The organism is Mesorhizobium sp. WSM1386 (assembly GCF_055901595.1).
This window is the reverse complement of the sequence record NZ_CM148373.1, coordinates 4,636,046-4,662,118: the sequence shown is the minus strand read 5'-3', so window position 1 is coordinate 4,662,118 and position 26,073 is coordinate 4,636,046. Positions and strand designations below refer to the sequence as shown.

Annotated in this window: 21 protein-coding genes; 13 read left to right on the top strand and 8 right to left on the bottom strand. The window is 62.1% G+C overall.

Annotated elements, in window-relative coordinates; translation table 11 throughout:
- Positions 1-21: 21 nt before the first annotated feature.
- Positions 22-3,009: an Rne/Rng family ribonuclease gene (locus tag AC0NIH_RS22790; protein WP_473465743.1), complete on the bottom strand. Its 2,988-nt coding sequence runs from the start codon at positions 3,007-3,009 to the stop codon at positions 22-24.
- Positions 3,010-3,661: 652 nt separating this feature from the next.
- On the opposite strand from AC0NIH_RS22790, the gene AC0NIH_RS22785 reads away from it, so the two are divergent.
- The 5 genes from AC0NIH_RS22785 to AC0NIH_RS22765 all read left to right on the top strand — a co-directional run bounded on the left by AC0NIH_RS22785 (position 3,662) and on the right by AC0NIH_RS22765 (position 10,020).
- Complete coding sequence (locus tag AC0NIH_RS22785; RefSeq protein WP_473465740.1) at positions 3,662-4,921, top strand: N-acetylmuramoyl-L-alanine amidase; 1,260 nt, start codon at positions 3,662-3,664, stop codon at positions 4,919-4,921.
- A gap of 213 nt (positions 4,922-5,134) precedes the next feature.
- Positions 5,135-7,579 (top strand): penicillin-binding protein 1A, encoded by a 2,445-nt coding sequence (locus tag AC0NIH_RS22780; RefSeq protein WP_473465738.1) that lies wholly within the window; start codon positions 5,135-5,137, stop codon positions 7,577-7,579.
- Between the two features lie 163 nt (positions 7,580-7,742).
- Positions 7,743-8,874, top strand: a protein-coding gene (prfB, locus tag AC0NIH_RS22775) for a peptide chain release factor 2 (protein WP_150111225.1) whose coding sequence is annotated in 2 segments (ribosomal slippage) — positions 7,743-7,808 and positions 7,810-8,874 — 1,131 coding nt in all. Because the reading frame shifts where the segments join, the coding sequence is not laid out codon by codon here.
- Between the two features lie 34 nt (positions 8,875-8,908).
- Positions 8,909-9,331 carry a GFA family protein gene (locus AC0NIH_RS22770; protein WP_473465735.1) on the top strand — a complete coding sequence of 141 codons (423 nt, stop codon included), beginning with the start codon at positions 8,909-8,911 and terminating at the stop codon, positions 9,329-9,331.
- A gap of 311 nt (positions 9,332-9,642) precedes the next feature.
- Complete coding sequence (locus AC0NIH_RS22765; RefSeq protein ID WP_473465732.1) at positions 9,643-10,020, top strand: hypothetical protein; 378 nt, start codon at positions 9,643-9,645, stop codon at positions 10,018-10,020.
- A 76-nt stretch (positions 10,021-10,096) separates the two neighbouring features.
- On the opposite strand, the gene AC0NIH_RS22760 is transcribed toward AC0NIH_RS22765, so the two are convergent.
- Entirely contained in the window at positions 10,097-10,966 is an 870-nt protein-coding gene (locus AC0NIH_RS22760; RefSeq protein WP_473465730.1) for an NmrA/HSCARG family protein, read from the bottom strand.
- A 104-nt stretch (positions 10,967-11,070) separates the two neighbouring features.
- Here AC0NIH_RS22760 and AC0NIH_RS22755 point away from each other — a divergent pair, with 104 nt between their 5' ends.
- The 4 genes from AC0NIH_RS22755 to AC0NIH_RS22740 all read left to right on the top strand — a co-directional run bounded on the left by AC0NIH_RS22755 (position 11,071) and on the right by AC0NIH_RS22740 (position 14,091).
- Entirely contained in the window at positions 11,071-11,961 is an 891-nt protein-coding gene (locus AC0NIH_RS22755) for a LysR family transcriptional regulator (protein ID WP_473465727.1), read from the top strand.
- A gap of 106 nt (positions 11,962-12,067) precedes the next feature.
- Entirely contained in the window at positions 12,068-12,436 is a 369-nt protein-coding gene (locus AC0NIH_RS22750; protein ID WP_023764310.1) for a GFA family protein, read from the top strand.
- A gap of 152 nt (positions 12,437-12,588) precedes the next feature.
- The gene (locus AC0NIH_RS22745; RefSeq protein WP_023764311.1) at positions 12,589-13,239 is read left to right on the top strand and encodes a YiaD family glycine zipper/OmpA-like lipoprotein; all 651 of its coding nucleotides are present in this window, start codon (positions 12,589-12,591) and stop codon (positions 13,237-13,239) included.
- A 246-nt stretch (positions 13,240-13,485) separates the two neighbouring features.
- Positions 13,486-14,091, top strand: a complete 606-nt coding sequence (locus tag AC0NIH_RS22740) for a hypothetical protein (protein ID WP_023776187.1) — start codon at positions 13,486-13,488, stop codon at positions 14,089-14,091.
- Between the two features lie 84 nt (positions 14,092-14,175).
- On the opposite strand, the gene AC0NIH_RS22735 is transcribed toward AC0NIH_RS22740, so the two are convergent.
- The 3 genes from AC0NIH_RS22735 to glf all read right to left on the bottom strand — a co-directional run bounded on the left by AC0NIH_RS22735 (position 14,176) and on the right by glf (position 18,534).
- The gene (locus AC0NIH_RS22735) at positions 14,176-15,786 is read right to left on the bottom strand and encodes a DEAD/DEAH box helicase (protein ID WP_031249699.1); all 1,611 of its coding nucleotides are present in this window, start codon (positions 15,784-15,786) and stop codon (positions 14,176-14,178) included.
- 192 nt (positions 15,787-15,978) lie between these two features.
- Complete coding sequence (locus AC0NIH_RS22730; RefSeq protein WP_023764314.1) at positions 15,979-16,752, bottom strand: NAD kinase; 774 nt, start codon at positions 16,750-16,752, stop codon at positions 15,979-15,981.
- Positions 16,753-17,349: 597 nt separating this feature from the next.
- Positions 17,350-18,534 (bottom strand): UDP-galactopyranose mutase, encoded by a 1,185-nt coding sequence (glf, locus tag AC0NIH_RS22725; protein WP_473465723.1) that lies wholly within the window; start codon positions 18,532-18,534, stop codon positions 17,350-17,352.
- A 117-nt stretch (positions 18,535-18,651) separates the two neighbouring features.
- On the opposite strand from glf, the gene AC0NIH_RS22720 reads away from it, so the two are divergent.
- The 4 genes from AC0NIH_RS22720 to AC0NIH_RS22705 all read left to right on the top strand — a co-directional run bounded on the left by AC0NIH_RS22720 (position 18,652) and on the right by AC0NIH_RS22705 (position 23,447).
- Positions 18,652-19,707, top strand: a complete 1,056-nt coding sequence (locus AC0NIH_RS22720) for a hypothetical protein (protein ID WP_473465720.1) — start codon at positions 18,652-18,654, stop codon at positions 19,705-19,707.
- A gap of 401 nt (positions 19,708-20,108) precedes the next feature.
- Positions 20,109-21,143 carry an extracellular solute-binding protein gene (locus AC0NIH_RS22715; RefSeq protein WP_473465718.1) on the top strand — a complete coding sequence of 345 codons (1,035 nt, stop codon included), beginning with the start codon at positions 20,109-20,111 and terminating at the stop codon, positions 21,141-21,143.
- Between the two features lie 111 nt (positions 21,144-21,254).
- Complete coding sequence (locus tag AC0NIH_RS22710; protein WP_473465715.1) at positions 21,255-22,682, top strand: amidase; 1,428 nt, start codon at positions 21,255-21,257, stop codon at positions 22,680-22,682.
- A gap of 48 nt (positions 22,683-22,730) precedes the next feature.
- Positions 22,731-23,447, top strand: coding sequence for a TetR/AcrR family transcriptional regulator (locus AC0NIH_RS22705; protein WP_473465712.1), 717 nt, complete (start codon positions 22,731-22,733; stop codon positions 23,445-23,447).
- An 18-nt stretch (positions 23,448-23,465) separates the two neighbouring features.
- Here AC0NIH_RS22705 and AC0NIH_RS22700 read toward each other — a convergent pair whose 3' ends face one another.
- Genes AC0NIH_RS22700 through AC0NIH_RS22690 form a run of 3 tightly spaced genes read right to left on the bottom strand, consistent with a single transcriptional unit; the run spans position 23,466 to position 26,073 of the window.
- Complete coding sequence (locus AC0NIH_RS22700; protein ID WP_473465709.1) at positions 23,466-24,227, bottom strand: MBL fold metallo-hydrolase; 762 nt, start codon at positions 24,225-24,227, stop codon at positions 23,466-23,468.
- A 2-nt stretch (positions 24,228-24,229) separates the two neighbouring features.
- Complete coding sequence (locus tag AC0NIH_RS22695; protein ID WP_473465706.1) at positions 24,230-25,294, bottom strand: ABC transporter ATP-binding protein; 1,065 nt, start codon at positions 25,292-25,294, stop codon at positions 24,230-24,232.
- Entirely contained in the window at positions 25,291-26,073 is a 783-nt protein-coding gene (locus AC0NIH_RS22690; protein ID WP_473465703.1) for an ABC transporter permease, read from the bottom strand. Before AC0NIH_RS22690 ends, AC0NIH_RS22695 begins: the two co-directional genes overlap by 4 nt.

Genomic DNA, 26,073 nt, shown 5'->3' with positions numbered 1-26,073 from the left:
CAGCTCAACTAACTGAAAAGCTTAGAAAAAGCCCTTCCGCTGCCACCAGCCGGCACGCTTCGGCTTTTCTTCGGTCTTGGCCTCATCGGCGACGGTCGAAGAGACTACCGGCACGACCGGAGTATCCGCAGCCACCGCCTTGCGCCGCGACGGGCGGGCCTTCGCCGGCTCCTCTTCGGCAACGGACGGCTCGGCAACGACGGTCGCATCGTCCACAGGAGCGGGCTCGACGGCAGCTTCGGGAGCTGCCTCGGTCACCGCCTCTGCGGGGACTTCGGCCGCGGCCTTCTTTGCCCTTGAAGCGCGCTTCTTCTTCGGCTTTTCGGCTGGGGCGTCGTCGTTCGCCGGTGCAGAAGCCGCAGCTTCTTCAACTGCTACGGCTTCACTCGCTACCGTCTCAGCTTCAGCGGCATCGACCACCGAGGCGGCGGCGGCTTCGCCGGCCTCGGCCTCGCCTTCACCGTCCTCGCGGCGGTTGCGCTTGCCGCCGCGCTTGCCGCGCCGGCGCTTCTTGCCCTGGCTGTCATCGGAAGCCTGTACCGCCTCGTCGGACGCGCTGGCAGAGATCGCAGCGGCATCGTCCGTTTCGGTGTCGTCATTGTCCGCCTCATGTGCCGATTCGGCGAAATCGCCGGCCGGTGCGGAGATGGACGAGCCGTCCGTCGGGGCGCCATGTTCGCGGTCGCGATCCTTGCCGCCGCGCCGTCTGCGGCGCTTGCGACGCTTGCGGTCGCGGCCTTCGCCGTCCTCGCCCGATCTCGGCTCGCCCGTCCTGGGTTCGCCAGACCTTGGCTCACCCGACCTTGGCTCACCCGACCTGGGCTGCTGGTGCTGCGATGGCTGGGCGTGCCTTGGCTGCTCGGCCTGGGCCGGTGCTTCCTCGTCTTCCTCGATGACGATCTCGTCCTCGGGTTCTTCCGGCTCGACATAGGCCGGCAGGCTGCGCAACTCGACAAAGCCTTCGGGCTTTTCGGCCAGCGCGCCGCGGAAGATCGCGTAGTGCTGGGCGCCAACCGTATCGTCGGCCTCGATGGTGATGGTCAGGCCGAAGCGGCTTTCGAGTTCCACCAGCGTGCCGCGCTTGTGGTTGAGCACGTAGAGTGCGGTAGCCGACGGCGTGCGCACCGTGATGTGGCTGCGCGAATCCTTGAGCAGGAATTCCTCGATCGCCCTCACCACCATCAGCGCGACCGACGAATCGGAGCGCACATGGCCGGTGCCGCCGCAATGCGGGCAGGGCTTCATGGTCGATTCCAGCACGCTGGCGCGGATGCGCTGGCGCGACATTTCCATCAGGCCGAAATGCGAGATGCGGCCGACCTGGATGCGCGCACGGTCGTTCTTGAGGTGATCCTTCAACCGCTTTTCGACGGAGCGATTGTTGCGGTTCTCCTCCATGTCGATGAAGTCGATGACGATCAGGCCGGCAAGGTCGCGCAGCCGGAGCTGACGCGCGACTTCCTCGGCCGCTTCCAGATTGGTGTGGAGCGCGGTGTCCTCGATCGAGTGCTCCTTGGTGGAGCGGCCCGAATTGACGTCGATGGCGACCAGCGCTTCGGTCTGGTTGATGATGATGTAGCCGCCGCTCTTCAGCGTCACCTGCGGCTGCAGCATGCGGTCGAGCTGCGCCTCGATGCCGTTGCGCACGAAGATCGGCGTTGTGTCGCGGAACGGCTGAACCACCTTGGCGTGGCTCGGCATCAGCATGCGCATGAAGTCCTTGGCCTCGCGGTAGCCTTCGTCGCCGGAGACGAGAATCTCGTCGATATCCTTGTTGTAGAGGTCGCGCACCGAGCGCTTGATCAGGCTGCCTTCCTCATAAACCAGGGCAGGGGCCGTGGACTGGAGCGTGAGATTGCGCACGTTCTCCCAAAGCCGCATCAGATATTCGTAGTCGCGCTTGATCTCGGCCTTGGTGCGGCTTTCGCCGGCGGTGCGAAGGATGACGCCCATGCCTTGCGGCACTTCGAGATCGGCAACGACCTCCTTGAGGCGCTTGCGGTCGACCGCGCTGGTGATCTTGCGGGAAATGCCGCCGCCGCGCGCCGTGTTCGGCATCAGCACGGAATAGCGACCGGCAAGCGACAGATAGGTGGTGAGTGCGGCGCCCTTGTTGCCGCGCTCTTCCTTGACGACCTGCACCAAAAGGATCTGCCGGCGCTTGATCACTTCCTGGATCTTGTACTGGCGGCGCACCGGCTTGCGGCGGTTGCGCACTTCTTCCAGCGCATCCTCGGCACCGACCGATTCGATCTCATGATCGTCCGGATGCGAGGACGACACCTCTTCGAGCATGCCGCGATCATTGTCGGCGGAGGTGGCGTCGCTGCCTTGGTCCGCCTGCGAGAGGGGCTCGGAAATCACATCAGCTTCGACGGAGGCGGCGATCGAGGTGGGGCCACCTTCGCGGGTTTCGCTTTCCTCCTGCTCTGCAGAAGCCTCTTCATGCGAGGATGCATCGGCATCCGCCGACGTATCCGCCGCGTGTTCGACGGTCTCGGAAACGTTGGAGGTGTCCTCGGCGACGGCATCGGCGCCACTGTCGCCGTTTTCACTTGCCTCGCCAGCGGCTTCGTTTGCCTCGCCGGATTCGGCTCCGCCTGCGTCGCGCGGGTGCTCGCCGCGGTCGCGGCTCTTGCCGCCGCGCCGGCGTCCGCGCCGGCCGCGATCGCGGCTCTGGCGATCCTCGCCTTCGCTATCCTCGTTCTCCTCGTCCTCGGCTTCCTGCGCTTCGGCGCGCAGCAGCGCCTGACGGTCGGCGACCGGGATCTGGTAGTAGTCGGGATGTATTTCACTGAAGGCGAGAAAACCGTGACGGTTGCCGCCATATTCGACAAAGGCTGCCTGAAGGGAAGGTTCGACGCGCGTTACGCGGGCGAGGTAGATGTTTCCTTTGAGCTGCTTCTTGTCCTGGGATTCAAAGTCGAATTCTTCGATGCGGTTACCGCGTACGACGACAACTCGTGTTTCCTCCGGGTGGGAGGCGTCTATCAGCATTTTGTTGGGCATTATTTCGTTTCCCCCCGGCAGCCGTCAGCCGCAGCTGGCGGGGCAAAGCCCGCTGCTGTGTGTCTGGATGAATATGGGTGCCGGATAATTGAACGTCCGCCGGACGCTGCCTGCGTGTCATGGCGGTGCCGCCCGCTGCCATATTGGCGCGGTTTGATGCGGACCTTTCCATGATTGCGCTTGAAGCCATCGTCACCAGCAGAACCTTTGAACCAAAGCCCGGAAACCGGACCAGCTTGTTTGCTCGTACAGAGCCGGCGCGGGAACAAACCCGGCCGTTTTCCTCACGCAGGCGATTCCCCCGCCACGGGCGCACACCTGCGAAATTCGTCGCGATCACCTGAAGCCTTTTCGCGTGAAGCGAAAGGAGCCGCCTTTCATCTGACCCTGTAGCAGGAAGCTGCGGAGGAGGGCGGTTCCAGGATTGCAGTGATCCACTATCGCTTTTATGATTTGGCGGGGTGGAAGGCAACCCCGATTTCCGATGCCGGCAAAAAGCAGTTCCGTAGCGTAAACCTAGGCTCCAGCCCTGCATGAAAAGGCTTGGTTAACCTTCTCTGGATACCAATCGTTAATCGACTTCGCGGCCTAACCGGCACTTCGACGAAACGAACGGGCGCCGGGCGCCAAACCGGGAGCGACTGGAAGAGAGATGGGACTGGCAGACCTCGCAGACAAGGGATGTCGTGTCGGCGGCCGGATTCTCGGCGCCTTCTGTCTCGTGCTGCTGGTGGTTTGTTCCACCTTTTCCTCCCTCGCCAATGCCGCCGACGCACCGCTGGTGGCGAAAGGCTACAAAATGGCGGGCGATGCCACCAAGATGCGCATCGTCATGGAATTCGATCGCGAGCCTGACATCAAATGGTTCCTGCTGCGTGGCCCCAATCGTCTGGTCATCGACCTGGCGAACACCAGGCTGGCCATCGACGCCAAGGATCTGAAACCGCGCGGCCTGGTCAGGGGCGTGCGCCTGGGCGAACTCGGCGACGGCGTTTCGCGGCTGATCCTCACCGGCAAGGGGCCGTTCGCCGTCGATAGGCTCGATGTACTCAAGGACGAGGACGGCACCGGCTACCGCATAGCCATCGATATGTCGGCCGCCTCCGCGCGCGAGTTCGATGCAGCCCTTGCCAACCAGGCGCTGACCACCGGCTCCACGGTTTCGACCGACAAGGGCGGGCGGGTCGGCACCGGGCCGGTCTCCAATCCCGGGCACCGCTTCACGGTCGTCATCGATCCCGGCCACGGCGGCGTCGACGGCGGCGCCGAGGGCCTGAACGGCACCATCGAGAAGGACGTCACGCTCGCCTTCGCCACGGAATTGCGCGACAAGCTCGCCGTGGCCGGCAAATACGATGTCTTCATGACCCGCGACAGCGATGAATATTTGCGCCTGGACGACCGAGTACGCATTGCGCGGCAGCATGAGGCCGATCTGCTGATTTCGATCCACGCCGACACCATCAGCGTCAAGGGCATCCGCGGCGCCACCGTCTATACGGTTTCCGACAAGGCGTCGGATCCCGAGGCGCAGGCGCTGGCCGACCGTGAAAATCTCTCGGACCAGTTCGCCGGCATGGTGATCAAGGACGATAAGAAGGAGGTGACGGACATCCTGATCGACCTGATCCGCCGCGAGACGCACACCTTTTCGATGAGTTTCGCCCACACATTGGTCGGCCAGCTTTCGACCAGCGTCGGCCTTATCAACAATCCGCAGCGTTCGGCTGGGTTCAAGGTGCTGAAGGCGCCAGACGTGCCATCGGTGCTGGTCGAACTCGGCTATCTCTCGAATGCCAAGGACGAGGCGCAACTGCTCAACGCAGATTGGCGCGACAAAGCCGCGCAAAGCATCACCAACGCCGTCGCGCTTTTTGCTTCCGCCCGTGCCGGAGCCGGAACCGGAGGCTGACATGCCTGGCCACGCCTACAACCAAAGGCGGCGTTGCTGTATGACAACACCCGATGCCTTTATTTCCAGCACGCGGCCACGAAACAAGGCCTTGCCGTATTTTGTCCACATGGCGGCGACATGGGTTTTCGATTACGGTTTGGGCCCGGCACGAAAGCTTGCGCGGAAGGCGGCTTCGTTTAGGAAATTCCCGAACCAAGGACTGGAGCGGGTATGATTCGTCTCATTGGCTATTTCTTCGGCATCGGCACGACGCTGGCCCTTCTGGTCGCGGCGGGCGTTGCGATTTACATCGGCCATGTGGCAAAGGATCTGCCCGACTACGAAGTGCTGGCCAAATATGAACCGCCGGTGACCACCCGCATCCATGCCTCGGATGGCTCTCTGATGGCGGAATATGCGCGCGAACGGCGCCTGTATTTGCCGATCCAGGCGATCCCGGATCGCGTCAAGGCTGCCTTCCTGTCCGCCGAGGATAAGAATTTCTACAACCACCCTGGCGTGGACATAACGGGATTGGGCCGGGCGGCGCTCACTTACGTTTCGGGTGGACCGATGCAGGGCGGTTCGACGATCACCCAACAGGTTGCCAAGAACTTCCTCCTCACCAACGAGCGCTCCCTGGAACGCAAGGTCAAGGAGGCCATCCTTTCGTTTCGCATCGAACAGGCCTATTCCAAGGATCGCATCCTTGAACTCTATCTCAATGAGATTTTCTTTGGCTTCAACGCCTACGGTGTCGCCGGCGCCGCGCTGACCTATTTCGACAAGTCGGTGAACGAATTGACCGTGGCCGAGGCTGCTTATCTGGCATCGCTGCCGAAAGGCCCAGCCAACTACAATCCCTTCAAACATGCCGATCGGGCGCTTGAGCGGCGAAACTGGGTCATCGGCCAGATGGTCGAGAACGGTTACGTGACTCCCGAAGAGGGTGCGAAAGCGAAGGCCGAACCGCTTGGCGTTGCCCCGCGCCGCACCGGTTCCTATCTTTTCGCCGGCGAGTATTTCACGGAAGAGGTTCGCCGGCAGATCATCGCCCGTTACGGCGAGAACGCGCTCTATGAGGGCGGCCTGTCCATTCGCACCACCCTCGACCCGAAGGTCCAGCTCATTGCCCGCAAGGCGATGCAGAACGGTTTGATGAAATACGACACGCTGCGCGGCTATCGCGGGCCGGTGAAGACGATCGACGTGTCCGGCGACTGGGGCGTCACGCTTGGCGCCGTCAAGGGGCTGGAGGACGTTCCCGAATGGTCGCTTGCCGTCGTGCTCGACAGTTCGGCGACTGGGTTGTCGATCGGCCTGCAGCCCGCACGCCAGGCGTCGGGCGAGATCGTCAAGGAGCGCGTCGAAGGCACCGTCAGCAAGGACGACATGGGTTTCGCCATGCGCCATTTGGTCGATGGCAAGACAGTCAGGGCCAAGTCACCGGCCGACGTGCTGAAGCCAGGCGACGTCATCTTCGTGCAGAAGAACGAAGGCTCCGACAACACCTACAGCCTGCGCCAGGTTCCCGAGGTGGAGGGTGGCCTGATCGCCATGGATCCGCACACCGGCCGCGTACTGGCCATGGTCGGCGGCTTCTCTTATTCGCAGTCGGAATTCAACCGCGCCACCCAGGCGATGCGTCAGCCGGGCTCCTCATTCAAGCCGATCGTCTATTCGGCCGCGCTCGACAATGGCTACACGCCGGCCTCGGTGATCATGGACGGGCCGATTACCATCCAGAGCGGCAATACGACCTGGACGCCGAAGAATTATGACGGCACCGTCGCCGGTCCGGCGACGCTGCGCTCCGGCATCGAGAAGTCGCGCAACCTGATGACCGTGCGGCTTGCCAACGACATGGGTATGAAGCTCGTCGTCGAATATGCCGAGCGCTTCGGCGTCTACGATCATCTGGCACCGTATCTGCCGATGGCGCTTGGCTCTGGCGAGACCACCGTCATGCGCATGGTTTCGGCCTATTCGATCATGGCCAATGGCGGCAAGTCGATCAAACCGTCGCTGATCGACCGCATCCAGGATCGCTACGGCAAGACGGTGTTCAAGCAGGACGAACGTGGCTGTGAAAGCTGCAACGCGCCTGAATGGAAGAACCAGCCGGAGCCGGAACTGGTCGACAATTCCGAGCAGGTTCTCGATCCGATGACCGCCTACCAGATCACCTCGATGATGGAAGGCGTCGTCCAGCGCGGCACCGGCGCCACCATCGGTGAGCTCGGCCGCCACATCGCTGGCAAGACCGGCACCACCAACGACGAAAAGGACGCCTGGTTCATCGGCTACACGCCGAACCTCGTGGTCGGCCTTTACATGGGCTACGACACGCCGCGCGGCCTTGGCCATGGCGCCACCGGCGGCGGTCTCGCGGCCCCGATCTTCAAGGATTTCATGCGCGTGGCGTTGGACGGCACGCCCAATGTCGACTTCAAGGTTCCCGATGGCATGAACCTGGTTGCCATCAACCGCAAGACCGGCATGCGGGCGGCATCGGGCGATCCGGGCACCATCGTCGAGGCCTTCAAGCCGGGCACCGGCCCCGCCGACAGCTATTGGGTGATCGGCATGGGCGCCGACGGCTCCAATGCCTCCGGCGGCACCTTGTCGCCACAGGCCAACCAGGCCATCCAGGACGGCGGCGGCGGACTCTACTAACGGTCCGGTCGTCGGCACGGCTGGCCTTGGGGCTGACCTTGGGCCGGCCCATTCCCTTTGCACATGTCCGCTTTACACATGTTCGCTTTACACATGGCGGCGCCGTCCCTATGTATCGCGCCGACCGAAGTGTCACTTCAGCAACAGGACAAAATACCAGGCCATGCGCGCGGAAACGCAGAATATTGTCGACGAGATCAGGCAGGCGATAACCCTGCTGAGGAGGCATCTTTGACTGGGATCAGGCCATCAAGCGGCTTGAATACCTGAACGTTCGCGCCGAGGACGCCAGCCTCTGGAACGAACCGCTGGAGGCGCAGAAGCTGATGCGCGAGCGCCAGGGCCTCGAGGAAGGCATTGCATCGGTCAAGGGCCTGACGCAGGCGCTGGAGGACAATATCGGCCTGATCGAGCTCGGCGAGGAAGAGGGCGACGAAGGCGTCATCGCCGAGGCCGAGGCCGCGCTTCGCTCCATGCAGGGCGAGGCGAAAGCCCGCCAGGTCGAGACACTGCTGTCGGGCGAAGCCGACGCCAACGACACCTATCTCGAAGTCCACGCAGGCGCCGGCGGCACTGAAAGCCAGGACTGGGCCTCGATGCTTTTGCGCATGTACACACGCTGGGCCGAGCGCCGCCGCTTCAAGGTCGAGGTGCTGGAAGTGCATGACGGCGAAGAAGCGGGCATCAAGTCCGCGACTTTGCTGATCAAGGGCCACAATGCCTATGGCTGGCTGAAGACGGAATCGGGCGTCCATCGCCTGGTGCGCATCTCGCCCTATGACAGCAACGCGCGCCGGCACACCTCCTTCGCCAGCGTCTGGGTCTATCCGGTCATCGACGACACGATCGAGATCGACGTGTCCGAATCCGACGTCCGCATCGACACCTATCGCTCGTCGGGTTCGGGCGGCCAGCACGTCAACACCACCGATTCGGCCGTGCGCATCACCCATATCGCCACCGGTATCGCGGTTGCTTGCCAGGCCGAGCGTTCGCAGCACAAGAACAAGGCCAAGGCTTGGGAGATGCTGCGCTCGCGCCTCTACGAGGAGGAGTTGAAGAAGCGCGAAGCCGTTGCCAACGCGACCGAAGCATCCAAGAGCGATATCGGCTGGGGCCACCAGATCCGCTCCTATGTGCTGCAGCCCTATCAGCTGGTGAAGGACCTTCGTACCGGTGTCGAAAGCACCAGCCCTTCCAGTGTGCTCGATGGCGACCTCGACGATTTCATGGAGGCTTCGCTGTCGCAACGCATCGAGGGCGGTGCGGGTGAAGTGGTGGCGGACCTGGACTAAAAGCAGCCGCTTGAACGACGGAGCTGAACCGACGATGGCACGCAGGCTCTCGGGAAAATGCTTCTGCGGAGCAGTACGCTACGACGTCGCCGACGAATTCGTCTACGCGGCCAACTGCCACTGCTCGAATTGCCGGCGGACCACCGGTTCGGCCTTCAAACCTTTTGCCGGGATCGAGCGAGACAAGCTTGCCTTGGTCGAGGGCAAGGACAGGCTCCTGATCTTCGGCGATCAAAGCGGCGCTCATGACGCCCATTGCCGACTGTGCGGCTCATTGCTCTATTCGCTCGTCCGCGAAGGAGCCTTTTTCCATGTGCCGATGGGAACCCTTGTCGACGATCCTTCCATCCGTCCGACCGCGCACATTTTCGTCGGCTCCAAGGCGGCCTGGTTCGACATCACCGACGACCTGCCGCAATATCAAGAGCACGTGATCGCCGGCTCCGACGCTCGATAGGCTGGAACCGATTCGGGCAATCGCCGTTATTTCGATGCTCGCCCGTTATTCGAAACTCGTATGCCGGGAGTGGGACCTGGCCGAAATCTCGTCAGCAATGGCAGAGGGTTGGCGCCTGCACGGCGATATCGCCGATAGCAGCAACTTCTTGCGCCTGCCAGGGAATCAGCCCAGCATCCAAAGGCTGGGAGAGAAAAAGCATTTATGGCCGGACGCGGCATATCTGCGACCTGACGATCCGGCCACTGGGAAGACACGTTCCGGGAACGGGCAAGCGAAACGCTTGATGCTCGTTTGAAAGGAACGTTTCCATGTCTGCTGCCACATTCCGATCGGCCAGAGCCGTTCAACCGGCTGGCCGACTTATGTTTTCCCTGCTCGCCATCGGTGCGCTCGCGATACTTACGCCATCTGCCTTTGCCCATGACGCCGAGCCCACGGCGGCAAAGCCGCAAGGCTGGAGTTATCCATTCGCTTGCTGTGCCAACTATGATTGTCGTGCCACACACACCGGGGAAGTGCTGGAGAAACCCGAAGGCTATGTGATCGCCGGCACCGGCGAGGTCGTTCCCATGACAGACAAGCGCATCAAGGACAGCCCTGACGGCGAGTTTCACTGGTGCGCTCATCAAGGCGGTCTCGATGCCGGCAGGACGATCTGCCTGTTCGTCCCGCCGCGCTCTTTTTAGGTTGTGACAAATGCATCGGAAGACCGGCCATCGTTCCAGAACCTTGTTGAGATGGCTGACCTGTGGCGCTGTTGCCTCAGGCGGAAGCCGCGAGTGCCGAGGCGAAGTCGCGATATGGGCGTAGTGGGCGGCCCAGAAGCGCGGTCAGGCGCTCGACGTCGCCGGCTTCCGGCAGCATCCCGTCGGTGAAGAAGCGCTCGCCCATCAAACGCATGTCGTAGGCCATCCAGGCAGGCAAGAACTGCTTGAGATTTTGCTCGAAGCCCTCTGTGTTGTCGCCGCTATAGTTGATCGGACGGGCGAGCACGTCTGACCAGATTGCGGCGATATCCGTCCCGGTCAGTGTCTGCGGACCGACGAGGTTGATCCGCTCCAGCGCAAGCGGCTCCGCGGACTGTTCACGGCGCAACAGCTCAAGGGCGGCGATTTCGGCGATATCACGGGCGTCGATCATGGCAAGACCCTTCGCGCCGATCGGCATTGGGTAGGTGCCGTAGCCGGTGATGGTGTCTTCGACCATCAGATCGTTCTGGATGAAGTAGGCCGGGCGCAAGATCGTGGCCTTGAAGTCCATCTGCTCGATCATCCGCTCGACGCCGAACTTGCCGGCGAAGTGCGGCACGTTCACATAGACGTCAGCGTGGATCACCGACAGATAGACGATCCGCTCGATGCCGGCCGATCGGGCGACGTTCAGCGCGACCAAGGCTTGGGTGAACTCGTCCGGTACCACGGCGTTCAAGAGGAACAGAGTGGAAACTCCAGACATGGCTTTGCGCAGCGAATCGACATCGAGGAAGTCGCCCAGCACGACGGATACGCCTGCCGGGAAGCTGGCTTTCGACGGATCGCGGACGAGGGCACGGACATCGGCGCCGCGCTTGACGAGGTGGTCGACGACTTGGCGGCCAATGTTGCCCGTGGCGCCGGTAACGAGAATGGTCATGGAATTTCTCCTGTTGGGGTGCTTGACGCCTCCCATATGCGTGGCTCACAAAGCGCCCAACAGGCGGAAAATTTAGACGCATCGTCTCACTGGTGGAACGCGCCATGGATCTTCTTGCTCTCGCGGATTTCAATCTCGTTGCCCGTCATGCTGGCTTCGGCAAGGCTGCAAGGGCCACCGGCCGGCCCAAGGCAACGCTGTCCCGGCGCGTTGGAGAGTTGGAAAGCAGTCTTGATCTGCGCCTGTTTGAACGAGGTGCGCGTGACTTGAAGCTGACCGAGGAAGGACGGGCCCTCTTCGAGCGGACGGGGACGTTGCTTGCGGAACTGGACGAGACGGCGGCGGCGATTGCCTCGGGCGGACAGAAACCCAAGGGCAGATTACGGATCAGCGCACCTCTCCATTTTTCTCAGACCGCAATGGGCAGGATTGCCGCGGGATTTGCCGTTAAGTATCCGGAGGTTAGGCTCGAGATCACGACCGAGGATCGGTATGTGGACATGATCGAGGAAGGCTATGACCTGGCAATTCGAGTCAATCCAGATCCCGACGAAAGCCTGGTCGGACGGGCGTTTCTGCGCGACCGTCTGGTCGTGGTGGCAAGCCCCGGCCTTCCTCGCACGACAGATGGACTCGCCGCTCCTGGCGTTGCCCGCGGCCCAGGCGATCGGCAAACATGGCACGTGAAGACGCAAGCTGGCCACTCGACGATTACAGTCGAGCCTGTCCTCGCGCTGTCAACGCTCATCATGGTCCGGGATGCGGTGCGAGCCGGCGTCGGTGCGGGACGGCTTCCCATTTCATTGGTGGCCCACGATTTGGCTGACGGCACACTGGTGAATTGGGGGGATATCGACGGCCCCGAGATCTCGCTATGGGCGCTCTACCCATCTCGGCGGCTGCTCAGTGCGCGCGTATCGGCGTTCTTGGACTTCCTGAAACAGGCTTTTCCAAATGGGACGCCGGACGAACTGGCCGCCTATATCGGCAGGTGAAGGCCGAGGCCGCTTTCAGCCGTAGCCTGCTGACGGACAGTTGTCAGCATCGCTTCTTTATGGTGCCCTGTTGCAGGGGCGGCGGACAACGGAGAGGTGATGTTTCATGATCATCAAGGGAAGCTGCCACTGCAAGGCGACGATGTTCGAGGTCTCGCAGGCCCCACAAACGGTGACGCAATGCACCTGTTCGTTCTGCTCGAAGCGCGGTTCGCTGTGGGCCTACTACATCCCGTCGCAGTTCAAGCTCATCACGCCGCCGAACAAGGTTTCCTTCTATCAGTGGGGATCGAAAACCGTAAAACATGGGTTTTGCGCCATCTGCGGCTGCGGCACTTTCACCGAAACACCGGACTGGTCCACCGGCGAGCCGGATTTCGACAATCCAAAGATCAGCGTCAATTCACGGTTGTTCGATGATTTCGATCTCGACAAGGTCGAAGTGGTGGTCATTGACGGCAAGAATCTCTGGTAGCCGGCCAACACGGTTCGTTACCTGACCGGCTCCGGGGAAAAGCCGTTGCGGTCGATTTTCCCGTTCCGCTTTTCGCCGCATTTCATGGTACAAGTCGCGGCAAGGGCTGATTTGGCGCCGTCGAAAAGGCGCGACTTGGAGAGGGACCATCTATGAAGAAGACCGTGCTCGTCGTCGTGGCGACGGCTTTGCTCGTGAGCGCCTGCACCACCACAGATCCGTATACGGGTGACCAGAAGATTTCCAACACGGCCGCGGGTGCCGGTCTTGGTGCCCTGGCGGGTGCCAGCCTGGGTCTGCTTGCCGGCGGCAATGACCGTCGCAATGCGCTGATCGGCGCCGGCATCGGCGCGCTGGCCGGCGGCGCCATCGGCGCCACGATGGATCAGAACGAAGCGGAGTTGCGTCGGCAGCTCGAGGGCACTGGCGTCAGCGTCACCCGCAGCGGCGACCAGATCATCCTCAACATGCCGTCCGATATCACCTTCAATTCGGATCAGGATGCGGTGAAGCCGGGCTTCTACCAGGTGCTGAACTCGGTTGCGCTGGTGCTGAAGAAGTTCAAGCAGACCACGGTCGACGTTTTCGGCCACACCGATTCGACCGGTGGCGACCAGCACAATTTCGACCTGTCCCAGCGTCGTGCGCTGGCGGTCGCCAATTATCTGTCTGGCCAGGGCGTCGATCAGCGCCGCTTTGCCGTCACCGGCTTCGGCAAGACGCGTCCGGTCGCTTCCAATGCGACGTCCGAGGGCCGCGCCCAGAACCGTCGCGTCGAGATACAGCTTTCGCCGCTCACCTGATCTGTCCGGCAAGCGCCCCGACCTGTTCGGCAAGCCACTACGAAACGGCTCCCACGCGGAGCCGTTTTGCTTGAGCGAGGGTGCGCTCTATATTTTAGCAATTTCTAATAAATTTCTTTCCCGCGACCATGGAAAGGAATATTGTCATTCCTGTTCCGGAGGGGATGAGGCGGTACAATCGGCCGCGCAATCAGCATTTTTCCGCCTCGGTCTTGCACGGCCAGATCAGAAGTCTGGGAGGAATGCATGACAAGAACAGCCACCCTTGGGCGCTGCGGCGTCCTTGCTTTGACAGGCATTGCAACTGTATGGCTGGGCCTCGCCGCGGCGAGGGCCGAGGACGCCAACAAGGCCGACATCGATGCCTTGAAAAAATCGCTCGCCAAATATGAGGACTACACCGCCGCCGTCCGCGACCTCTATCTGTCGACGGTCGGCTGCGTCTACTACAGCGGAGAAAAGATAGCGGGCTCGATGGACTACCCGAAGGGCGCCATGGGCATCCATTTCGTCAATGTCCCGAGTGTCGGACAGAAACTCGACCCGATGAAGCCCAACGTCCTGATCTACGAGCCGACCAAGAAAGGCCTGAAGTTGGTCGGTGTGGAATGGCTGGTGCCGCTGACGCCGGACGTCAAAGCGCCGCCGAAGCTGTTTGGCCAGACCTTCATGGGCCCGATGGAGGGGCACTATCCGCTCATCCCGAAGGAATTCGTCCACTACGACCTTCACGCCTGGCTGAACGACAATCCCAACGGCATGTTCAGTCCGACGAACCCGAAGGTGAAATGCAACAAGGCCGAGTTTCCGATGCTGGAGAAACCGACCAAGATGATGCCGGGCCCGATGTAACAGGCACGCCAAGCCGAGGCTTGTCGACATCCATCTGTGCGTCTACCGAGGGCAAGCCGGATCGCTGGCTTGCCCGCCCGGGAATCAGACCTTGGCGACGATTCGCATGAAGGCCGGCATGTCGTCGCCGAAGCCGACGGTAGCGTCGTTGTCTTCCTGATGGCGTTGACGGCCAGGGCGGTTGTTGTCGCCGCGCTGCGGCCTGGTATCACCGCGCTCCGGTGCGCGCTCATTGCGATCGGAGGATTTACGCTCGGTGTTTTCCGAACGGATTGCATCCTTGCGCGCGCGCCGTTCGACAACGTCGGCGACCGGCGTCTCTGCCGCATTGGACTGCTCGTGCTGCTGGGCAGCCACGGCCGGGGCGTCTTCCTCGCTGTGTCTGGCGCGACGTTCGCCGCCCTTCTTGCGCTCGCCCCCGTCCTTACGCTCGCCCCTGTCCTTACGGTCGTCATCCTTGCGGCCGGCACGGCGCGGCGCGCCTTTGCCACGGCGCGGCGCGTCGTCCTCGCCTTCGCTGGCGACCACCGTCGACAGATCGCCGTCGTGCCACTCGATCTCGGTGCCGATCAGCCGCTCGATGGCGTCGATATACTTGGTGTCGGACTTGGTCGCGATGGTGAAGGACTTGCCCGAGCGCCCGGCGCGGCCGGTACGGCCGATGCGGTGGACATAGTCCTCGGCATGGATCGGGACGTCATAGTTGAAGACGTGGCTGACATCGGGGATGTCGAGGCCGCGCGCGGCAACATCCGAAGCGACGAGGTAGCGCAGCTTGCCATCGCGGAAATTGGCCAGCATCTGCATGCGGGCACGCTGGTCCATGTCGCCATGCAGCGCACCGGCGTCGAAATCATACTTCAGCAGCGAGCGGAACAGTTCCGACACCTCGACCTTGCGGTTGCAGAAGATGATGGCGTTCTTCAGCTCGGCATCTTCAGCCTTGATCAGGTTGCGCAGCGTCTCGCGCTTGTCCCAGGGTTTCGAGCCCGACTTGACCAGCCGCTGGATGATGTTGGTCGCGGCCGACGCGGCCTTGGAGACCTCGACGCGCACCGGCGCGTGCAGGAATTTTTCGGTAAGCTTGGTGATTTCCGGCGGCATCGTCGCCGAGAAGAACAGCGTCTGCCGGGTGAACGGGATCATCTCGCAGATGCGTTCGATATCGGGGATAAAGCCCATGTCGAGCATGCGGTCGGCCTCGTCGATGACGAGGATTTCGACGCCGTTGAGCAAGAGCTTGCCGCGCTCGCGGTGGTCGAGCAGGCGGCCGGGCGTCGCGATCAGCACGTCGGCGCCACGCTCCAGCTTCTTGTCCTGTTCGTCGAACGACACGCCGCCGATCAGGAGCGCGATGTTGAGCTTGTGATTCTTGCCGTACTTGATGAAGTTTTCCTCGACCTGCGCGGCAAGCTCACGCGTCGGTTCCAGGATCAGTGTGCGCGGCATGCGGGCACGCGCGCGGCCCTTTTCCAGCCGGGTCAGCATCGGCAGCACGAAGGAGGCCGTCTTGCCGGTGCCGGTCTGGGCAATGCCCAGCACGTCCTTGCCGAGCAAGGCGTGCGGAATGGCGCCGGCCTGGATCGGAGTCGGCTGCGTGTAGCCGGCATCGGTAACTGCGGAAAGCACCTTCGGCGACAGGCCGAGGTCTGAAAAAGTCAACGCTTCTTGAGCGGTCGTGGTGTCTGAGGACAAGTGTTGCTGTCTTTGGCTGGTTCGGGGAAGCGCAACGTTGTTCGTCGCGGCAAGCGCCACGCGCCTGCAAGATTGGTATTGCGATTAGGCGCAAGCCCGCGATTTGTCAACAGAAACGGGCGGGATTGGCGCGATTGTGAAGTCGTAACCTTAATCGCGATGCTTAATCCGGCTGCTTGTGTCTGTGCCGGCTCAATACCGGAACTGTTCGGCCAGGATGCGCTCGTTCCAGGAGTGGTTGGGATCAAACAGCAAGGTCGCCGTCGCCGTCGGCGACTCCCGCACCGTCACGGAGGTCACCGCCTTGACTTCCGTATGGTCGGCGGCGGCGTTCACCGGCCGCTTTTCCGGCTCCAGAATGTCGAAGCGCACGGTCGCCTTGTTGGAGAGCAATGCACCGCGCCAGCGGCGCGGACGGAACGGGCTGACCGGGGTCAGCGCCAGAAGTGGCGCATCGAGCGGCAGGATCGGGCCGTGCGCGGAGAGATTGTAGGCCGTGGATCCGGCCGGCGTCGCAATCATGACGCCATCGCAATTCAGCTCTTCAAGCCGTATTTGATCATCGATGCTGATGCGAATCTTGGCCGTCTGATAGGATTGGCGCCACAGCGCCACTTCGTTGATCGCCAGAGCCGAGACCGTTTCGCCTTCCGAGGTGACGGCCAGCATCTCCAGCGGGCGGATCGTTTCGGCGACCGCTGCCGCGATGCGCTCGGTGAGCCCACCGGAACGGTACTCGTTCATCAGGAACCCGATGGTGCCACGGTTCATGCCGTACACCTTCTTTCCCGTCCCCATCGTGTCGCGCAAGGTCTGCAACAGGAAGCCGTCGCCGCCCAAGGCAACGACAACCCCGGCATCCGCGACTGGACATTGGCCATAGCGCGCCGACAGGCTTTCCAGCGCCGCCTTGGCGTCTGCTGTGTCGGACGAGACGAAGGCGATGCTGTTGGCGGCTGTGCTCATGGCTTCCCGATCGCGACCGATTGGCGGCAGTTCCGACCGCGCCAGCGCCGGGGTAGCATGGGGCGGGCAGGTCTGCAAAGAGAGCCGTTGTGTCGGCGGCAAAGCGATCACGCCGCGGCCTGCCGAAGCGGGCCGGTCGCGGTTGATGTCAAGGCACCAACGAATGTGATGGTTAAGGCCGGGCGTAACCTCTCGTAAAGCTGGATCGATCATGTTAGCCGGCATGGGTGGCGTGGGGCGCCCGCAGCATTGCCGGATCCCTCGGGACATCAAAAGGACGCTGCGGCACTTTTGATCTGTGTGCATGATCCCTCGAGAATATCCTGACGTTCGGGGATCTGCGCGCTAACAGACGAGGCCGACACATTGCCGTTAGCACGCCTGATCATCGTTTTTGTCATCCTGGGAAGCTTTGCGCTGGTCTTCGCCGAGCTGGTTCGCCAGTCGGAAGAAATGAGCAACAGACCAGTGCCCACGGCATCTCGCTGTGGCGACGCCGCCGGAATGCCTTGCCCGCAACGGGCGGAGCTGTAAGCCGTACGGCCTTCATTCCGATCGTAAATTATTTCCGACCGTGAAGTCGTTGCGATCGTGAAACTATGCCGATCGCGGAAGTGAATCGAGCTTGCCTGTGAAATGGGGTGCAAAGACGGTTTCGAAGGCCTTGAGAGCCGCGCCGATCGCCTGGTGCATGTCGAGATACCGGTAGGTGCCCAGCCGTCCCCCCAGATGCAGGTTTTTCTCGGCCGCCGCCCTTTCGAGGTAACGGCGGTAGACCGCCTGGTCCTTGCGTGTGTCGATTGGATAGTAGGGTTCGTCGGCGCGGCCGGCGAAACGGGAATACTCACGGCCGATGAGTGTCTTGTCGCTTCCGTGCTGGCGTTCCGGATTGAAATGCCGGAATTCGACCACGCGGGTGTAGGGCACCGCTTCGTCGGCATAGTTCATGATCGCCGTGCCCTGATGATCCGGTGAGTTCATCACCTCCAGATCGATATCGATGGTCCGCCAGCCAAGCTCGCCCTCGCAATAGTCGAAATAGCGGTCGATCGGGCCGGTATAGACGACCGGCAGGTCTTTCGGCAGCAGGGGCTTGATGTCGAAGAAGTCGACGCCAAGTCGTGTTTCGATGAGCTCGTGCGCAAGCATCTTTTCGAAGATCGCGGTGTAGCCATCCACGGGCTGGCCCTGGAAACGGTCATTGAAATAGCCGTCGTCGAACGTGTAGCGGACCGGCAGGCGCGCGATGATCTGCGCTGGCAGTTCGCGCGGGTCCGTCTGCCATTGCTTGGCGGTGTAGCCCTTGATGAAGGCCTCGTAGAGGGGACGGCCGACAAGGGAGATCGCCTTCTCCTCGAGATTGGCCGGCGGGCGGTCGCCGAGTTCCGCTGCCTGCTCGGCGATCATGCCGCGTGCCTCGTCCGGGCTCAGCCGCTTGCCGAAGAACTGGCAGATCGTGGCGAGGTTGATCGGCAGCGGATAGACCTTGTCGCGATAGGTCGAGAATGCGCGGTGGCGATAGGACGTGAAGCCCGTGAAACCCCGCAGATAGCTCCAGACCTCCTCGTTGGATGTGTGGAACAGATGCGGCCCGTAACGATGGATTTCGACGCCGGTGACGGGATCCTGCTCGGTATAGGCATTGCCGCCGATGTGCGTGCGTCGGTCGATCACCAGCACCCGCCGGCCGAGTTGGGTGGCGATACGCTCGGCGAGCGTCGCGCCGTAGAATCCCGCGCCGACGATGAGGATATCGGCTTTGCTCAGCAAGTTCTTGTCCATTCGGCCGATCCATCCAGCGTTTGAAGTCCGTGCCTTATTCGCTGCCGCCGCTCACGACACAAGCGAAAAACGACATGGGGTTGAAGTGTTTGGAACTCGAGGTGGCAGTCCGAATGGATGGAAATATTTTTTGGCAAGCTACATCAGCTTTGTTGTAGCCTGAAAGAAACTTCAGTATTCGACCACCTGATTTGTCATCGTTGGTCAATCGGCCGACTACACCACCGCCATCACAGGATTGTACGTTTCATGAAGCTGATCGTTGTGACTCCGGCAGGGCGCGAGAAATATCTTCGCTTGCTCAGCCATCACGTTTTGAAAAGCCCCGACGTGCACGAATGGCACCTGTGGGACAATTGCCGCAACGAAGCCGATCGCGCCTACCTTCAACGGCTGGCCGCCTCCGACCCGCGATGCCGGATCAAGAAACTTCCACACGCCGATGGCGGGTTTAACGTCATCGGTGACTTCTATCGCTTCTGCGATGATGCCGAGGCTTTCTACCTGCGCCTCGACGACGATGTGGTTTTTGTCGAGGATGGCTTCTTTCAAAAGTTCATGACGAGGGTCACGGCCGAGAGAGGATCGGCCATCTGGTACGCGCCGCTGATCATCAACAACGCCATCTGCAATTCACTTATCAAGCAGCTTTCCAGGGTCCTAGTGGACGGGCCGCTGACTTGCCAGGCGTCATGCGAATTCTCCTGGGCTCATGCCAGCTTTCCACAGGCGCTTCATCCGGTCTTCATCGACGCCGTCCGCGCCAACCGGCTTGATGACTTCCGCGTGCCGGACAGGGAGATCAGGCTGTCGCGCTTTTCGATCAACGCGCTCGGCTTTTTCGGATCGGATATCGTCAGCCTGGGAGAGAGTTTCCATCCGCCGTCGGGTGATGAGGAGGAGTGGCTTTCGGCGACCTTGCCCACCAGACTGGACCGGCCGGGCAAGATATTTGGTGACCTGATCGTGGCGCATTTCAGCTTCTATCCGCAGGAACGCCAATTGCTGCGTACCAACATCCTCGATGGCTACTATGATCTCGCTGGCCTTGTTCCTCCGATCTACGAGAAGCCTCCGATCCGCCTGAGAGATCGGTTGAAGCAGTGGAGGAGAGGCCGGAAGGCGTCGACACCACCGCACTATACGATCTCGCTTTCACCCGTCACAACCTGAAGGTTGGCATCGCCGTCGGGCGTCCAGGCAAGGTCCGTCGGGTCGCGGACTTCGTGGCAGCGCCTGCCGGCGCCTTGCATGGTCTCACCAGGCAAGCCGGCCCGTCCTCCAGTCGCTGACGTCCCTTTGGAAATCGCTCGGGAAGGCAGCGGCCGCGCACGCCGATGAAGCCGGCCGCACTGGCAAAGGCTGTGAAAACATATTGACTGTATGGTTAGTTATAATTATTCCTGGCGTTAAGAGTTGGCCAGCCGGCATGCGCCGGTGAATGGCCGCGAAAAGGGGAATATCGTGACGGCCATCCGGCCCGCAATCGGGGCGAAGGCGTCATCAGGCTTGTTCATCAGCAGGAAATGGACCTGAGGCGATACGCTGCCGGTCCCAACAATGGGAGCACTCGCATGAACTGGAAATTGACCGCGGCAACCGTCGGACTGTCGCTGCTCGCCGTAACCGGCGTCGCCCGCGCCGATGGCGAACTCAACATCTACAACTGGGGCAACTACACCAACCCGGACCTGATCAAGAAATTCGAGGAGACCTACAAGGTCAAGGTCACCGTCACCGACTATGATTCCAACGACACCGCATTGGCCAAGGTCCGCCAGGGCGCTTCCGGCTACGACATCGTCGTGCCCTCGGCCAGCGTCGTGCCGATCTGGATCAGTGAAGGCCTGCTGCTCGAAACCGATCCCGACAAGATGGAGAATTTCAAGAACGTCGATCCCAGATGGGTAGACGTTCCCTTCGATCCGGGCCGCAAATATACCGTTCCGTGGCAGTGGGGCACGACAGGCATTTCGGTGAACAAGTCGGTCTATGCCGGCGACCCCAACACCTCGGCGCTCTTCCTCGACCCGCCGCCCGAGCTGGTCGGCAAGATCAATGTCGTCCCCGAAATGGGGGACATCATGTTCCTCGCCATCGCCTATGAAGGCGGCCAGTACTGCACCAACGACATGCAGGTGCTGAAGAAGGTCCACGACAAGCTGGTCGAGGCCAAGGCAAAATGGCTTTCGCTCGACTACGCGGCCGTCGACGGCCTGGGCAGGGGCGACATCGCCGCCGGTGTCAACTGGAACGGGATTTCGCTGCGGCAGAGACTGCAGAACGACAAGATCGTCTACGGCTATCCCAAGGAAGGCTTTCCGATCTGGATGGACAATGTCGCCGTGCTCAAGGACGCCAAGAATGTCGAGAATGCCAAGCTCTTCCAGAACTTCATCATGGACCCGAAGAACGCTGCCATGATCTCGGCCTTCGCGCGCTACGCGAACGGCATAAAAGGTTCGGAAGCCTTCATGCCCGACGACATGAAAAACGCGCCGGAGGTGAACGTTCCGGCCGAATTCGCCGCCAAGGGCCAGTTCATGCCGGCCTGTCCGTCGGATGTGCAGGCGCTCTACACGAAGATCTGGACCGACCTGCAGAAGTAGCGCCGCCGGCCGACCCGACGAACAGCCACCGGACCGCAGCGCGCGGTCCGGCCACCCTCATATCCGACCATTGATGCCAAGTGCGGTCTCGCGATCGCGGGGAGATTTCCGATGTCCGATCTCGACCTTTGCTATATGCCGGCCCATGAAGCACTGAGGCTGTTCAAGGCGAAGAAACTGTCGCCCGTCGAATTGATGCGCGCCACCATCCGCCGTGCCGAAGCCACCAAATCGGCGATCAACTGCCTCACCTTCACGCATTTCGAGGAGGCGATGGGGCTGGCGGCCAAGGCCGAGGCAAAATATGCCAAGGGCGCCCGCACCGGCGCGCTCGAGGGCCTGCCGATCGGCATCAAGGACGAGAGCTACATCAAGGGCAAGCCGACATCGCACGGCTCCCTGCTGTCGAAGGACGCCATTGGCGGCCACACCTCGACGATGAACGAGCGCGTCATCAAGGCAGGCGGTATCATCCATGCCCGCACGGCGACGCCCGAGTTCAGCTGTGCCGGCTACACCTGGTCGAAGCGCTGGGGCGTCACCCGCAATCCGTGGAACCGCGACTTCACGCCGGGCGGTTCGTCCGGCGGTTCGGCGGCCACGCTTGCCTCCGGCACGTCGTCGATCGCCACCGGCTCGGACATTGCCGGATCGATCCGCATTCCGGCCTCGGCCTGCGGCCTCGTCGGCTTCAAGCCGCCTTACGGGCGCAATCCGGACGAGCCGCCGTTCAATCTCGACTTCTATTGCCACACCGGTCCGCTGGCGCGAAACGTCAGGGATGCGATCCTGCTGCAGAACGTCATGGCCGGACCGAGCCCGCTCGATATCGCCACGCTGCGCCCGAAGCTGCGTCTGCCGCTCGACTACAAGCCGATCAAGGGCTGGAGAATAGCCTTTTCCATGGATCTCGGCTCCTTTGAAGTCGACCCTGACGTGCGCAAGAACACTCTTGCCGCCTGCGACGTGTTCCGCTCGCTCGGCGCCACCGTCGAGGAGGTCGATCTGGGCTGGGGGGAGGATGTGCTCAAGGCCGGCATGGCTTACCTGGAGCATCTTTTCGGCGCATCGCTGTCGCAACTGCTCGGGAAGCACGGCAAGGACATGACCAGCTATGCCCGGCAGTTCGCCGAGGATGGACAAAAATCCAAGGCGACGGATTTTGTCGCGACGCTCGATGTGGCGGCCAGGATGTACCAGACGCTGGGTCCGCTGCTGGAAACCCATGACGTGCTGATCTGCCCGACCAACGCGCTTCCAGCGGTACCGGCGGAGTTCGACCAGACCAGGGACAGGGTCGAGATCAATGGCAAAGAGGTGAACCCGTCGCTCGGCTGGGTGATGACGACTCCGTTCAACATGATGAGTCGCTGCCCGGTTCTGTCCATACCCTCGGGCCATGCAACCAGCGGCGTGCCGACAGGCATCCAGATCGTCGGCCGTACCTATAGCGACGCCGATGTCTTCCGAGCCGGGCTGGCCTATGAAACAGCTCGGGGGCAATGGTATGGGAACGCCGGGACACGCCCTTCGCTCTGAGTGACCTCTGGAGCGAGCGAAGTAACTAAGGGGCGGGATATTTCCGCCGTGGGTCCGAAAGGCCTGACGAAAATGGCGCAACGCAAGGCAACCGCAAAGCCAGAGAAACGCAAGGCCGCGACGGCCAAGGGCAGGGGGGCGGCAAACGATGCTCCCCCCAAGGACCGTCGGCGCGAGCGCGGCGAAGCGAGCGTGCAGCGCATCATCGACGCCACGATCGAGCTCATCGCGGAGGAGGGCCTGGCGAGCGTCACCATGCAGCGCATCGCCGAACATGTCGGCTCGTCCAACGCGCTGGTCGTCTTTCACTTTCGCAGCAAGGAAAACCTGTTCCGGGCCGTCCTGCAGTATCTCAGCGATCGATATGACGAGCTGTGGGTCACCCTGGTGCGGGCGCCCGGCCTGTCGCCGGTCGAAAGACTGCTGGGCGCCGTCGATTGCGCGCAGCGCTTCGCCCGGCAGCATCCGAAATGGGTTTCGGTCTTTGTCGTGTTCTCCAGCGACCGCAAGAGCATGCAGATCTACAATGAAATCGGCCTGCCGAGCGATCTCGCCTACACCGCCGAAGCGCGCGAACTGCTGATCGAGATTTCGCGCAGCGGTGGTTACACCGGCGTCGACATACACACCCTGTCGGAGAGCCTGAATTATCTGGTTCATGGCGCGTGGTACTGGGACCATCTGAACCCTTCCAGCCGTGACACCGATGTGCTGCGCAAAACCATGCTGCTGCTGCTGCATCAGGCATTTCCGCGACACTTTTGAACTGATGCGTTAAGATCGTCAGGGGCTCTTGCGCAGATGGCAGCCGACCTGCCGTTTTCGCGCCAGGTATTCATCGATCAACTGACGATAGCGGACCTTGCCGAAGCTCGGGAAATGGCCGCCATGCACGACCGAGACGTCGAGGTCGCGCAGGGCGGCGAGTGTCTCGACATAGTCCGGGATATCCGAGTGATAGACGTCGTCGATCAGCGGGCCGTCATAGACGATGTCGCCGGACAGCAGGATGCCGGTTTTCTTCTCATGCAGCGCTATGCCGCCGGGAGAATGGCCCGGCGTGTGGATTACCTCGAAGGCGCGGTCGCCGAGATCGACTATATCGCCGTGTTCGAGCAACCGATTAGCCGGCGCGGCTGAAATGCCGTAGCGCGCGGTGTCCCAACCTTTCGGGACGCCATCGAACATCTCGTCGGTCGCATAGGTATCGGCTACCGTCCATTCGTTGCGCGGATCGGCTAGGATTTCCGCCTCGGCGCGGTGCACGCAGCGGTCGGGAAATTCGTGATGGCAACCGATATGGTCGAAATGCGTGTGGCTGGCCACGCAGGTCAGCTTGCGCTCGGCCACCAGCGGCACGTGGCGCCTGAGGCTGAAATGGCCAAGCCCGGTGTCGAAGAGAAGATCGCGGTCGCGGCCGCGCACATGCCACATGTTGCAGCGGAAGAACGGTTTTATCCATGGCTCATGGATCAGCGTCACGCCATCGGCCATGCGGATGGTCTCGTACCAGTAGGGTGCGTCGATGACCGCAAGCGTGCCCATGTTCAATCCGTCAGCAGGATGATCTGGTCGGTATCGCACGAAGCCGCGACCGTGTCGCCCGGCTGGAGCGTTGCCGCTGCGGGCAGTTTGGCGATGAACTGCACCGAGGGGTCTTCGACGGACATCGCGAGCACACGCTTGAAGCTGCCCTGGAAGACGACGTCGCTCACCTTGGCCGTGCCCAGCCTTGTGGCGCCTGAGGCGGCGCCCAGGCTCAGATGCTCCGGCCGTATAGCCAGCGCAACGGCCGAGCCCACCGGCAACGCACCGCGCAGCGAAACCGCCCCGACAGGCGTCGCGACCGTGCTTGTCTTGTCCTTGGCCTCGGTGACCGTGCCGGCGAGGATCGTGCTTTCGCCCATGAAGGTGGCGGAAAAGCGCGTCGCCGGCCGGGCATAGACGCGCTCGGGCGGTCCTTCGTCCTCGATGCGGCCGTCATTCATCACCACGCAGTGGTCGGCAAGCGCCATCGCTTCTTCCTGGTCATGGGTGACATGGATGAAGGCGGTGCCGACGCGCTTCTGGATCCCCTTCAATTCGTCCTGCATCTGCCGGCGCAGTTTGAGGTCGAGCGCGCCGAGCGGCTCGTCGAGCAACAACACCGCCGGCTCGATCACCAGCGCACGCGCCAGCGCCACGCGCTGCCGCTGGCCGCCTGAAAGCTGGTGCGGCTTCTTGTCGAAGGCGGGGGCCAGCCCGACCAGCGCCAGCGCTTCCCACGCCCGGGCGGCACGGGTTGCGCCGTCGACGCCCTGCATGCGCAGCCCGAAGCCGACATTGCCGCCGACACTCATATGCGGAAACAGCGCATAGTCCTGGAAGACCGTCGTCGTCGGTCGCCTGGCCGGCGGCACCGAAGTGCAATCCTTGCCGCTGATGAACACCTTGCCTTCGCTGGGCGTGACGAAACCGCCAAGGATGGACAACAGCGTCGTCTTGCCCGAACCCGAGGGTCCGAGCAGGATCGTGTAGCTGCCGGGCTCGATCTGCAGCGAGACATTTTTCAGCACGGCCAGCTGCCCGAAACGGTGCGAGACGCCGCGTATGTCGACCAGGGGCGCGGTCATGTCTTTCTCCTGCGGAGCAATGTCAGTTCGAACAGCACGACCAGCAAGATGGAAACGGCGAACACCAGCGAACCGACGGCATTGGTTTTCGGGTTGAGGCCGGAGCGCAGCAGGTTCCAGATTTCCACCGGCAACGTGGTGTCGAAGCGCGTCAGCAGGAAGGAGATCACGAACTCGTCCCAGGAGAAGGTCATCGACAGGAAGAAGCCGGCGAAGATCGCCGGTGCCATCACCGGCACCGTGATCAGCAGCAGCACCTTCCATTCCGGCGCGCCGAGATCGCGCGCGGCGCGCTCGATGTTAATCTGGTGGTCGCCCATCTGGCTGTAGATGATGGCAAAGCAGAGCGGCAAATTGATCACCACATGGCCGATGCCGGCGGCAAGCAGCGATTTCGGCACGCCGGCCCAGTTGAACAGCACCAGCAGCCCCATGCCGATGATCAGGTAGCTGACCGTCAGCGGCAATGTGATCAGCCCGCGTAGCAGGCCCGAGCCGGGCAGCACGAAGCGGGCAAAACCCCAGGCCGAGAGGAAACCCAGCGTGACCGCGGCGAGCGACGAGATGGATGCGACCAGCAGCGAATTGATCAGCGCCGAGGTCAGCCGCGTGTCGCTGAGAACCGCCTCGTACCAGCGCAGCGACGGGCCGGTGAACGGCGGGATTGGGAAAGACGTCGCCTGCAGCGAGAAAAGCACCAGTACGACCACCGGAAGGAAGATGAAGCCGTACACTGCAAGCGCGTAGACCAAGGAAATGACGCGGACAATCCGGTGCAT